This window comes from Streptomyces sp. NPDC056948, from assembly GCF_042674225.1.
GTDB lineage: Bacteria > Actinomycetota > Actinomycetes > Streptomycetales > Streptomycetaceae > Streptomyces > Streptomyces purpurascens.
On record NZ_JBHUQX010000281.1, the window covers coordinates 1 to 12528 of the forward strand.

Below are 12528 nucleotides of genomic sequence, written 5' to 3' on the forward strand. Positions count from 1 at the left end.
GGTCGGATACCAATTGACTGTTCGTTGACGCGCCAACCGCTGCGGGCGGACACCCCCCGACACGGCCCCTTCTCGCCGTGCGCGGGTGCGGGTGCGTCCCGGCTTAGCTGCGGGCATGCGTGCCGCTGGGGGCGGCACGGGTGGGCGCAGCGGCACCCCGCTACGCCGGGCTGCGGGCCCACCCGGCCTCAGCAGCGGCGCCCTGGTGGCCAGTTGCGCTCTACCGTCCGGTCGTCTTCGGTGGCAGGCTGCCCTTCATGGGGGCATTGTGGAGGATTGGGCGGGGGCCGCGAGGCCGTCGGGTCGCGGCCGTGGCGGTGTTCGCGGTGGTCGGCGTGGGTGGTGCTGTCGCCTGTGAACCCGGGGGTGGGATCAGCTCGGCGGCTGTCGCCTATACCACTGACGAAGCCGTCACCAAGGAGCTCAACCGGCAGAAGGCGGGCGTGCGTTGGCTGACGTGTACCGCGTCGTACGGGGACTCCGGCAAGGGCGGGAACGCGTCGCCCTCGGCGCGTGAGAAGACCGTCGCGACCGTCGACTGTGAGGGGGAGACCGAGGACGGGAAGGACATCACCGTCGACGGCAAGATCACTCATGCCGTGGACGGTGCCTGTGTGCGCGGGAAGATCACTGCCAAGGTCGACGGTAAGGTGTGGTTCGAGGTCGACGGGCTCGGCAACTGTGATGCCACTCCGTCGCCCGTGGGGGGCGGGCCCACGAACGGGCGGCCCGGGCCCACCGTCACCGTGACCGTCACACAGACCATCTGGTGCGAGCGCTATCCGGACTGCCGCCCTGTCGAGGGCAAGTGATCCGAAGTCTGTCCGCGTGGCGCCGTCCCTGCATAGGGTGATCGGGTGACTCAGTCCGCATCGCCTGCTTACCTCCGGTTCCCCCACGTGCACGGCGACCTGGTCGCCTTCACCGCCGAGGACGACGTGTGGCTCGCCCCTCTCGACGGCGGCCGGGCCTGGCGGGTCAGCGCCGACAACGTGCCGGTGACCCATCCCCGCATCTCGCCCGACGGCACCACCGTCGCGTGGACCTCCACCCGCGACGGCGCTCCCGAGGTGCACATCGCCCCGGCCGACGGCGGACCCGCCAAGCGGTCGACGTACTGGGGCAGTTCGAAGACCCAGGTGCGCGGGTGGACCCCCGACGGCGAGGTCCTGGCCATCAGCACCCAGGGGCAGGCGAGCCTGCGCCGCACCTGGGCGCGTGCCGTTCCGCTCGACGGCGGTCCGGCCACCGTCCTGCCGTACGGGCCCGTCGGTGACATCGCCCATGGGCCGAGTGTGGTCCTGCTGTCCGCGCCGATGGGGCGCGAGGCCGCCTGGTGGAAGCGGTACCGCGGTGGCACCGCGGGCAAGTTGTGGATCGACCGGGAGGGGGACGGGGAGTTCGTACGGCTGCATCAGGAGCTCGAGGGGAACATCGAGTATCCGCTGTGGGCCGGTGAGCGCATTGCCTTCCTGTCCGATCACGAGGGCACCGGGGCGCTTTACTCCTCCCTCGCCGACGGGGCCGATCTGCGGCGGCACACGCCGCTCGACGGGTTCTACGCCCGGCACGCCGCCGGCGACGGCACCCGGGTCGTCTACTCCAGCGCCGGTGAGCTGTGGGTGCTCGACGATCTGGAGGGGGCCGAGCCGCGTCGGCTGGACGTGCGGCTGGGCGGGCAGCGCGTCGATCTTCAGCCGTTTCCGCTGAACGCCTCACGGTCGTTCGGGGCGGCGTTCCCGGACCACACAGCGCGCGGCAGTGCCGTCTCCGTACGCGGCTCCGTCCACTGGGTCACCCACCGCGCCGGCCCCGCCCGCGCCCTCGCCGCGACGCCCGGCGTACGGGCCCGGCAGCCGCGTGCCTTCCGCGCCGACGGCGAGGAGTGGGTGGTGTGGGTGACGGACGCCGAGGGCGACGATGCCCTGGAGTTCGCGCCCGCCACCGGGCTCGCCCCGGGAGCGACGCCGCGCCGGCTCGCCGCCGGGCAGCTCGGCCGGGTGCTGGACCTCGCCATGGCGCCCGACGGCAGCCGCGCGGCCGTCGCCTCGCACGACGGGCGGCTGCTGCTCGTCGAGCGGGAGACGGGAGAGGTGCGGGAGGTGGACCGGAGCGAGGACGGTGATGTGTCGGGGCTCGTCTTCTCGCCCGACTCCGCCTGGCTGGCCTGGTCCCACCCCGGCCCGCGCCCCTTGTCCCAGTTGAAGCTCGCCAACACCACCGACCTGTCGGTCACCGAGGCGACCCCGCTGCGCTTCCAGGACTACGCGCCCGCGTTCACGGTGGACGGCAAGCACCTCGCGTTCCTCTCGACCCGCTCCTTCGACCCGGTCTACGACGAGCACGTCTTCGACCTCGCCTTCGTGGAGGGCGCCCGGCCGCACCTCATCACCCTCGCGGCCACCACGCCGTCCCCGTTCGGGCCGCAGCGGCACGGCCGGTCCTTCGAGATGCCCGACCGGGAGGAGACCCCCGACAGCGAGGGCACCCCCACCACCCGCATCGACATCGAAGGCCTCGCCGACCGCATCGTGCCCTTCCCGGTCGAGGCCGCCCGCTACTCCAACCTGAGGGCCGCGAAAGACGGCGTCCTGTGGCTGCGCCACCCGGTCTCCGGAGTGCTCGGCGCGTCCCGGGCCACCCCGGACGACCCCGAGCCCAAGTCCGAGCTGGAGCGGTACGACCTCGCCCAGCAGCGCGTCGAGCATCTCGCCGTCGACGCCGACCACTTCGAGGTCAGCGGCGACGGCAAGCGGGTGCTGCTGTGGACCGACGGGCGGCTGAAGGTCGTCCCCAGCGACCGGCGTGCCTCGAACGACGACGACAGCGACTCCAACATCACCGTCGACCTCGGCCGCGTACGCCAGTTCATCGACCCGGCCGCCGAGTGGCGGCAGATGTTCGACGAGAACGGCCGCATCATGCGGGACCACTTCTGGCGGCCGGACATGAGCGGCGTCGACTGGTCCGGCGTCCTCGACCGCTACCGCCCGGTCGTCGAGCGGTGCGCCACCCACGACGACCTGGTCGACCTGCTGTGGGAGGTGCAGGGCGAACTCGGCACCTCGCACGCCTACGTCACCCCGCGCGGCGGCTACGGCCGCGGCGCCCGCCAGGGCCTGCTCGGCGCGGACATCTCCCGCCACGAGGACGGCAGTTGGCGCGTCGACCGCATCCTGCCCTCGGAGACCTCCGACCCGGACGCCCGCAGCCCGCTGGCCGCGCCCGGCGTCGCGGTACGCCCCGGGGACGCCGTCCTCGCGGTCGCCGGACAGCCGGTCGACCCGGTCGCCGGGCCCGGTCCGCTGCTGATCGGCACGGCGGGCAAGCCGGTGGAGCTGACCATCTCCCCGTCCGGCGGCGGCGACCCGCGGCACGCCGTCGTGGTCCCGGTCGCGGACGAGGAGCCGCTGCGCTATCACGCCTGGGTCGCCGACCGGCGCGCCTACGTCCACGAGAAGTCCGGCGGCCGCCTCGGATACCTGCACGTCCCGGACATGCAGGCGCCCGGCTGGGCCCAGATCCACCGCGACCTGCGCGTCGAGGTCGCCCGCGAGGGCCTGGTCGTCGACGTCCGCGAGAACCGCGGCGGCCACACCTCCCAGCTCGTCATCGAGAAGCTCGCCCGGCGCATCGTCGGCTGGGCGGTCCCGCGCGGCATGCGCCCCTACAGCTACCCCGAGGACGCCCCGCGCGGCCCCGTCGTGGCCGTCGCCAACGAGTTCTCCGGCTCCGACGGCGACATCGTCAACGCCGCGATCAAGGCCCTGGGCCTGGGCCCGGTGGTCGGCACCCGCACCTGGGGCGGCGTCATCGGCATCGACAGCCGCTACCGCCTCGTCGACGGCACCCTCGTCACCCAACCCAAGTACGCCTTCTGGCTGGAGGGCTACGAGTGGGGCGTCGAGAATCATGGGGTGGACCCGGATGTGGAGGTCGTACAGCGCCCACAGGATTACGTGGCGGACAGGGACACCCAACTGGACGAGGCAATCCGACTGGCACTGGAAGCGCTGGAGGCCAGTCCCGCAAAAACGCCCCCGGCTGTGCCAACCCTTTAGGGGCGCGGGGAACTGCGCGACCAGCCACAAAGCACCCGCACCCGACGACGATACGATGCCCGAGTCGGACCCACATTCGGCCAACCCTCGGAGGAGACATGGCAGGGGAGCCCCAGGAAGACTGCCTGTTCTGCAAGATCGTCGCCGGCACCATCCCGGCGACCATCGTCCGCCAGACAGACACCACCATCGCGTTCCGCGACATCAACCCCCAGGCCCCCACCCACGTCCTGATCATCCCCAAGGCGCACTACGAGAACGCCGCCGCCCTCGCCGCCGCCGACCCCGCCCTCACCGCGGACATGATCCGCGAGGCCCAGGCCGTCGCCGACGAGGAGAAGCTCGACAGCCACCGCCTCGTCTTCAACACCGGCAGCGGCGCCGGCCAGACCGTCTGGCACGTGCACGGCCACGTACTCGGCGGCCGCGGCCTCGAATGGCCCCCGGGGTAGTCCGCCTTGTCCGTACGTGAACTCGTGGTCCTCGGCACCGCCAGCCAGGTGCCGACCCGGCACCGCAACCACAACGGCTACCTGCTGCGCTGGGACGGCGAGGGCATCCTGTTCGACCCGGGCGAGGGCACGCAGCGCCAGATGCTGCGGGCCGGGGTCGCCGCGCACGACCTGAACCGGATCTGCGTCACGCACTTCCACGGCGACCACGCTCTGGGCCTGCCCGGGGTCATCCAGCGGATCAACCTCGACCAGGTCCCGCACGAGATCACGGCCCACTACCCGAAGTCCGGGCAGCGCTTCTTCGAGCGGCTCCAGTACGCCACGCCGTATCGCGCGACCGTCTTCATCACCGAGGGCCCGGTCGCCGGGGACGGCGTGCTGGCGCAGACGCCGTCGTACACGCTGGAGGCCCGCAAGCTGTCGCACTCGGTCGAGTCGTACGGCTACCGGATCGTCGAGCCCGACGGCCGCCGCATGCTGCCCGAGCGGCTCGCCGCGCACGGCATCAAGGGCCCGGACGTCGGCCGGATCCAGCGCGAGGGCTCGCTCGGCGGGGTTCCCCTGGACGCCGTCAGCGAGGTGCGGCGCGGGCAGCGGTTCGCGTTCGTCATGGACACCCGGCTGTGCGACGGGGTGTACGCGCTCGCCGAGGGCTGCGACATGCTCGTCATCGAGTCGACCTTCCTCGACGAGGACGAGCAACTCGCCGTGGAGCACGGCCATCTGACGGCGGGGCAGGCCGCGCGGGTGGCCCGGGACGGTGGGGTGCGGCATCTGGTGCTGACCCACTTCAGTCAGCGTTACACCGACCCGGAGGAGTTCGAGCGGCAGGCGCGGGCCGCCGGGTACGAGGGTGAGCTGACCGTGGCGCACGATCTACTGAGAGTGCCTGTTCCGAAGCGTCGGTGAATCAGCCGTACGATGAATTGATGTCCCTCCCCAAAGCCGAACTGCACCTTCACATCGAAGGCACCCTGGAACCGGAACTCGCCTTCGAGCTCGCCGCGCGCAACGGCGTCACGCTGCCGTACGCCGACACGGACGAGCTGCGCGAGGCGTACCGGTTCGAGGACCTGCAGTCCTTCCTGAACCTGTACTACGAGCTCATGGCCGTCCTGCGCACCGAGCGGGACTTCGAGGACCTGGCCAACGCCTACCTCGCCCGCGCCGCCGCCCAGGGGGTGCGGCACGCGGAGATCTTCTTCGACCCGCAGGCCCACACCAGCCGGGGGCTGGAGATCGGCACGGTCGTCGAGGGGCTGTGGCGGGCGCTGGGCAGCAGCGAGGCGAACCACGGTGTCTCGACCCGGCTGATCCTGTGCTTCCTGCGCGACGAGTCCGCCGAGTCGGCCCTGGCGACCCTGGACGCGGCCAAGCCCTACCTGGACCGGATCACCGGTGTCGGCCTCGACTCGGCCGAGGTCGGGCACCCGCCGGTGAAGTTCCGCGAGGTCTACGAGGCCGCCGCCGCGCTCGGGCTGCGGCGGGTCGCCCACGCCGGTGAGGAGGGGCCGCCGGAGTACATCACCGAGGCGCTGGACATCCTCGGCGTGGAGCGGGTCGACCACGGGCTGCGCTGTGTGGAGGACCCGGCGCTGGTGGAGCGGCTGGTGCGGGACCGGGTGCCGCTGACGCTGTGCCCGCTGTCGAACGTCCGGCTGCGGACCGTCGACACCCTCGCCGACCACCCCCTGCCCGCCATGCTGGACGCCGGGCTCATGTGCACGGTGAACTCGGACGACCCGGCTTACTTCGGCGGCTACGCCGGTGAGAACTTCGACGCCGTGCGCGCCACCCTGGGCCTGAGCGAGGAGCGGCTGCGGGAGCTCGCCCGCAACTCCTTCCTCGCGTCCTTCCTGGAGGACGACGAGGAGCTGCGGGCGCGGTATCTCGCCGAGGTGGAGGCCTACACCTTTCCGTAGGTCCGCCCGCTTCGTTCACTTGCCGTGGATGCGGTCCACCAGGATGTCGATGACCAGCGGCGTGCGCGGGCCGTAGCCGAGCAGCACGCCGTCCTCCACGTCGACGACGCGGCGGTTCATGCCGGCGGGGGTCTGGGCGATGCCGGGGATCTTGACGAGTCCGTCGATGCCGCCGACGGACTCCAGGCCCTTCGACATCATCAGGATGACGTCCGGCTGGGCCTGGGCGAGGGCCTCGGTGGTGATGGGGGTGAACGGCTTGTCGAGCCCGGCGGCGGTGCCCGCGTCCACCGCGCCCGCGGCCTCGATGAGGGAGTCGGCGCCGGAGCCCTTGCCGCCGATCAAGTAGACGGCCGCGCTGCCGCGCAGGTAGAGGAACGCGACCTTCGGCCTGCTGCCCTCGGGCACGGCGTCCCGGGCGGCGGTGAGTTCGTCGCTCATCCGTGTGTTGAGCGCCTTGCCGGCGTCCGGGACGCCCAGGGCCTCGGCGATACGGGTCGTGCGCGTGGTGACGTCGGACAGCTTCGTCGCAGGGTCGAGGACGACGACCGGGATGCCGGCGTCCCGGATCTGGTCGAGCGCCTCGTCGGGGCCGGTGTCGGTGTCGGCGAGCACCACGGTGGGCCGCAGGGACAGCACGCTCTCCGCGCTCACGTCGTGCGCCTTGGTGACCTGGGGGAGTTCTCTGGCCTCCGCGAATGTCGCGGTGATGTCGCGGCCGACGACGCGGTCGCCCAGCCCCAGCGAGAACACGATCTCCGCCACGCCGCCGTTGAGCGGCAGGATGCGGGAGGCGTCCTCGACGGTGACCTTCCGGCCGTCGGAGGAGTCCACGGTCACCGGCAGCTTCGGGGTGGGGGCCTCGCCCTTCAGGGGCACGATCGTGTTCTTCGCGAGCTGCTTCTCGGCCGCCGTGGCACGGGCGTTCGCCGATGCCGGTGCGGCGTCCGAGCCGCCGGAGGACGATGAGCCCCCTCCCGATCCGCAGGCGCCGGTCAGCATTCCGAGGGTGAGGGCGAGTGCGGCGAGGGTGCGCCTGCGGGCGGGGGGACGGCATCTCGCTGAGTTGAGCATGGCTCCACTTTTCCTCTCTCGCGACGCACAATTGACGGTCAGTTTAGGTTAGGCTCACCTTAATAAACCTTGGTGGGGGTGTTTCGTGCCATCGTCAACTGGCCTGCGCCACAAGGGAGTTGCCCGATATCGGGGAGCTTGGGGGATCGTGACGGCCGTCGCGGCCCTGCTCGTCCCGGCCGCCGCTCCGGCCGTTGCCGCCGGTGGTTCGGCGACCGGTCCCGAGGGGCAGAAACTCACCGTCTCCAAGTCCTCCGGCCTGAAATCGGCGGGCGAGACGGTGACCGTCACCGGCTCCGGCTACAACACGGAGAAGGGCGTCTACGTCGCCTTCTGCGTGGACAACGGGCCGGGCAGGACCCCCACGCCCTGTGTCGGCGGCGTCGACATGTCCGGCGAGTCCGGCGCTTCGGCCTGGATCTCCTCAGACCCGCCCTCGTACGGGGACGGGCTTGCGAAGCCATACGGCGGCAGCGGGCACGACGGCACCTTCAGTGTGAAGCTCAAGGTGCGTGCCAAGGACGCCAACACCGACTGCACGAAGACCGGCGTGACCTGCGCCGTCATCACGCGCAATGACCACACGCGCGGTGGCGACCAGAGTCAGACGGTCCGGGTGCCGGTGACCTTCGGCGGCGGTTCGTCCGGGGACGGCGGTGCGTCGGCGACGCCGAGCGCTACGGCCGGGGCGAGCGCGACCGGCGGGGGCGGCGACAAGGACTCCGGGGGCCCGCTGGCCAGTACCGGCTCCGCCGCGCTGCCGCTCGGGCTCACCGCCGCCGGGCTGGTCGCCGCCGGTACCGGTACCTGGTTCTGGGCGCGCAGGCGCCGGGCCGGGCGCGCGGACGCGAGCTGATCGGGTTCGAGCCGACCACACCTCAACTGCCGTCCAGACACGGCAAGTCCCGGAGGGGGACACGAAGATGGCGAAAAGACCCGGCGCCGTCGCCCTGGCCGTCGGCACCGCCCTGTGCGCGGTGCTGTCGCCGGGCGCGGCGGCCGCGCAGGACGGGGAGGCCCTTCCGCGCGCGGTGTCCGGAGGGTACGCGAGCTGGAACACGGCCGTGCCCGGCCTCACCGGCAGAGGCATCGCGCTGGCCCCGGACCGACCGGCCGTACAGGGGGCGGCCGATCGGTCCTGGTTCCCGGCGACGGGCGGCGGCGCGGATCCCGAAACCGGTGCGGCGGACGTGGAGTTGAGCGGCACCGCCCGCCTCGAACGGTCCGCCGACCCGGGCGACCCGGGTGACCCGCTCGTCCTGAGCGGCCTGCGGCTGGAGTTGACCGGCGGCGGGGACGGCGGTGTGCTGCACGTCCGGGCCGTACGCGACGGCCGCGCCCGTGAGGTGACGCTGGCCGAGATCGCGTCGGGCGGCGCCGAACCCGCCGTACGCGCGGGCGGCATGACCTGGACCGGGCTGCGGGCGTCCCTCACGGACGAGGGGGCGGGGCTGATGTCGGACTGGAGCGGGGAGCGGTTCGCGTCGGGGGACGCGCTGGGGGTGCTGGACGTGACGGCCGGTACTGGTGTCGGGGGTAGCACTTCCGGTGACGTACCGTCACCGTCGCCGTCGGCGAACCCGGCAGTCCCGGACGCGCCGACGCCCGAATCTCAGCGGGAGCAAGTGAGCGCGCCCATGGCCTCCGTCGCGCACTCCTTCCTCACCGCCGGCGAGGAACAGCGGGTCATCGGAGAGGGCTTCGCGCCCGGCGCGGTCGTGCTCGTCGCGATCGACGGTGACACCCGGTACCAGGCGGTGGCCGACGACGAGGGCCGTGTCGACCGGGACTTCCCGGTGTACGCCACGGCCGTCGAGGGCGAGCACACGGTCGAGCTGTCCGCCGTGACCGGGCAACAGGGCGCCGCTGTAGCGCAGTTCACGGTCCGCACCGCGAACTGACTCTTGCTTACTTAGGTAAGCCTTACCTAATCTTTGCTCGCTGTCGACCAACGAGGTCGACCGACGAGAAAGGGCTCGTACCCCCATGAGATCCGCCTTCTCCGCCCGTACCGCCGCCCGTGCCGGCGTGGCCGTCGCCGCATCCGCCGCCCTCACCCTGGGCCTGGCCGGCTCGGCCTCCGCCGCCACCTCGACCCGCACGATCACCGACGGCGGCACCACGTACAACCTGTCGGTGACCGCCCCGAACACGGCCTCCGCGGCCGGTCAGGTCATCAACGTCACCGGCTCCGGCTTCAACCCGGGCCAGGGCATCTACGTCGGCCTGTGCGTGGTCTCGGGCGCTCCGGGGGCCGCCAAGCCGACCCCCTGCCTGGGCGGCCAGGACGAGAGCGGCTCCACCGGTGCCTCGCACTGGGTGAACAACACCTTCGGCGGCATGTTCGCCAACAGCTCCAAGTTCGGCACCGGCGGCACCTTCGACGTGGACATCTTCGTCAAGGCCACCCTCGACAACGGCCAGGTCTGCGGCGACGACGTCACCTGCGCCATCGTCACCCGCGCCGACCACTTCGACAGCGACGACCGCAAGTACGACGTCCACGTCCCGGTCACCTTCCAATGACGGCCGGCTGACGCACCGCCAGGCCGGGCCCCGGGGCACTCCGAGGCCCGGCCCTCGCCATCCGTACGGGCCCACCCGACCACGTGAGGAACCGCTCATGCATCACAGACGCCCGGCGGCGCTGCTCGGCGTCGCCGCCCTGGTGGCCGCCTCGGTCGCCGTGGGCGCCGGCACCGCCGCGCAGGCCGCCGACACCCCGAGGACGGGCCTCGGCAAGAACGGCCAGAAACTCACCGTCTCCGCCTCCGCGAACCTCGACCCGGACGGGGAGACCCTGCGCGTCACCGGCTCCGGCTACGGCACCGCCAAGGGCATCTACGTCGCCGTGTGCAAGGACAACGGCGACAACCGCATCCCCACCCCCTGCCTCGGCGGCGCCGACCAGAGCGGCGGCAGCGGGGCCTCGAAGTGGATCGTCCCCAAGGGCGACGCCAACGAGGGCCCGCTCACCGAGACCTTCGGCGACGGCGGCACCTTCGACGTCGAGATCGAGGCCACGGCCAAGGACGGCGGCCTCGACTGCGCCCAGGTCGGCTGTTCGGTCGTCACGCGCGTCGATCACCGGGCCGCCGGCGACCGCTCGCAGGACGTCCGGATCCCGGTCACCTTCCAGGGCCAGGAGCCCGGTGGCGGCGACGGCGACGGCGTGGACGTCCCGGCCGGAACCGTCGGTTACACGCGCTCCGCCGAGATCACCACCGTCGGCCGCCCCAACGCCCTTCTCCTGCACCCCGACTCCGGGAAGCTGTACGTCGGCTCCGACAACATCCCCGACACGGCGGACGTCAACGAGGCGGGCCTGTACGTCCTGAACTCCGAGGACGGCAAGCTGCTCAGCCATGTCGCCCAGGCCCCCGGCTCCACCGGCACGATGCAGCCCCGCGCGGTGCAGCGGATCATCGCCCCGCTCGCCGGTGACGGGGTCGTCTTCCAGTACCCGGTGCGCGGCATCGGCACCGCCAGGGACGGTGACACGGCGGCGAAGGGCGTCTGGCCGCCCGGCGGTGCTGTCACCGGGGCCGCTCCGGGCACCGGCGCGGACACGGTCCTGATCTCCCAGGGCGCCGCCCTGTCCGAGGTGGAGACCGCCACCGGGGCCGTCAGGCGGACCGTCACCCTCGACGGCGGCGGCGACCTCGCGGCCGACACCGCCCGCAAGACCCTCTGGTCCGCCGAGACCACCGGCGGCAAGCTCCGCCGTATCGACGCCGGTTCCCTCACCGTGACCGCCGAGGCGGCCCTGCCCGCGGAGATCCTCGCCTTCGTCGAGGTGGACCCCGAGACCGGCAACGTCTGGGTGGGCACGGGCTCTTCGGTACTCGTCTTCGACAAGGACGCAAGGCTTCTGACGACCCTCAAGGGCAAGGACCGGCCCACCGCGGTCGCCTTCGACAAGACCACGGGTGAGGCCTTCGTCCTCCGTGAGGACTACGGCAGCGCGGAGGACGGCGCGGACAACAACGGCGTCCTGGAGGTGTACGACAGCACCGCCTTCGAGCAGGCGGCCGTGCCCGTCGCCCTGCCCGGCAGCCGGGCGGGCGGTTTCGGCGGCGTCGCCGTCACCCCGGGTGCCGGCTCCGTCTACCTCACCCACCAGGCGGAGAGTTCGGTCCTCCGGTTCGACCGCCGTGTCTCGCCCAAGGTCACCCAGTCCCCGACCGACCAGACCGTGGCGCCGGGCGACAAGGTCACCTTCGTGGCGGCGGCCGAGGGCACTCCGGAACCGGCCGTGCGCTGGCAGGTCAGCGCCGACGGCGGCCAGACCTGGTCCGCGATCGAGGGCGCGACACGCACCTCCTACTCCTTCACGGCGCAGGCGGGGCAGAACGGCTACCGGTACCGCGCCGAGTTCGAGAACACCGCCGGCACCACCCGCACCTCCCCGATCACCCTGACCGTCAAGGAGGCCGGGGGCGGTCCAGGGGGCGGCGACGGCGGCGAGGACACCGAGCCGTCCGGCACGAAGACCGGGACCGGTCCGGAGGGGCAGAAGCTCACCGTCTCCCCGGTCAACCATCTCTCCACCGAGGATCAGACCCTCAAGATCACCGGCTCCGGTTACGACGTGAAGAAGGGCGTCTATGTCGCCCTGTGTGTCGACAACGGCGAAGGCGAACTGCCCACCCCGTGCATCGGCGGCGTCGACATGTCCGGCACCTCGCACTCCTCGGCGTGGATCTCCTCCGACCCGCCGGACTACGGCGAGGGGTTGGCGATCCCGTACGGCAAGGGCGGCACCTTCGAGGTCGAGCTGACGGTGGATGCCAGGGACGAGTACACCGACTGCTTCAAGGCCTCCTGCGTCCTGGCCACCCGCGCCGACCACACCCTCTCCGGCGACCGCTCCCAGGACGTCAAGGTCCCGGTGGCGTTCGTCGGCCAGGACCCGGTGGACACCGACGGCGGAAACGGTGGCGGCACGGGTGGTGGGACCGGCGGCGGTGGCACGGACGGCGGCACCGGTACGACGGGCGGCACCGGCGGTAGCAG

General features: G+C 72.2%; 10 protein-coding genes. 9 read left to right on the top strand and 1 reads right to left on the bottom strand.

Features of this window, described 5'->3' with window-relative positions:
• Positions 1–257 precede the first annotated feature (257 nt).
• The 5 genes from ACFTZL_RS30035 (at position 258) to ACFTZL_RS30055 (ending at position 6438) form a co-directional block, all read left to right on the top strand.
• The gene (locus tag ACFTZL_RS30035) at positions 258–812 is read left to right on the top strand and encodes a hypothetical protein (protein ID WP_382588828.1); all 555 of its coding nucleotides are present in this window, start codon (positions 258–260) and stop codon (positions 810–812) included.
• A 45-nt stretch (positions 813–857) separates the two neighbouring features.
• Positions 858–4061, top strand: a complete 3204-nt coding sequence (locus tag ACFTZL_RS30040) for a S41 family peptidase (RefSeq protein WP_382588830.1) — start codon at positions 858–860, stop codon at positions 4059–4061.
• Positions 4062–4159: 98 nt separating this feature from the next.
• Positions 4160–4513 (top strand): histidine triad nucleotide-binding protein, encoded by a 354-nt coding sequence (locus tag ACFTZL_RS30045; RefSeq protein ID WP_382588832.1) that lies wholly within the window; start codon positions 4160–4162, stop codon positions 4511–4513.
• A gap of 6 nt (positions 4514–4519) precedes the next feature.
• A complete protein-coding gene (locus tag ACFTZL_RS30050) occupies positions 4520–5425 on the top strand; it encodes a ribonuclease Z (RefSeq protein WP_382588834.1) in 906 nt (301 codons plus the stop codon).
• A gap of 20 nt (positions 5426–5445) precedes the next feature.
• Complete coding sequence (locus ACFTZL_RS30055) at positions 5446–6438, top strand: adenosine deaminase (protein WP_376387956.1); 993 nt, start codon at positions 5446–5448, stop codon at positions 6436–6438.
• A gap of 15 nt (positions 6439–6453) precedes the next feature.
• Here ACFTZL_RS30055 and ACFTZL_RS30060 read toward each other — a convergent pair whose 3' ends face one another.
• Positions 6454–7512 (bottom strand): hemin ABC transporter substrate-binding protein, encoded by a 1059-nt coding sequence (locus tag ACFTZL_RS30060; RefSeq protein ID WP_382588836.1) that lies wholly within the window; start codon positions 7510–7512, stop codon positions 6454–6456.
• A 148-nt stretch (positions 7513–7660) separates the two neighbouring features.
• Between ACFTZL_RS30060 and ACFTZL_RS30065 the strand changes: the two genes are divergently transcribed.
• The 4 genes from ACFTZL_RS30065 to ACFTZL_RS30080 all read left to right on the top strand — a co-directional run.
• Positions 7661–8368, top strand: a complete 708-nt coding sequence (locus tag ACFTZL_RS30065; RefSeq protein ID WP_382588838.1) for a hypothetical protein — start codon at positions 7661–7663, stop codon at positions 8366–8368.
• A 67-nt stretch (positions 8369–8435) separates the two neighbouring features.
• Entirely contained in the window at positions 8436–9413 is a 978-nt protein-coding gene (locus ACFTZL_RS30070; protein WP_382588840.1) for an HtaA domain-containing protein, read from the top strand.
• 85 nt (positions 9414–9498) lie between these two features.
• Complete coding sequence (locus ACFTZL_RS30075) at positions 9499–10038, top strand: hypothetical protein (RefSeq protein WP_382588842.1); 540 nt, start codon at positions 9499–9501, stop codon at positions 10036–10038.
• A 97-nt stretch (positions 10039–10135) separates the two neighbouring features.
• A partial coding sequence (locus tag ACFTZL_RS30080; RefSeq protein WP_382588844.1) for an immunoglobulin I-set domain protein occupies positions 10136–12528 on the top strand: 2393 nt, incomplete at its 3' end.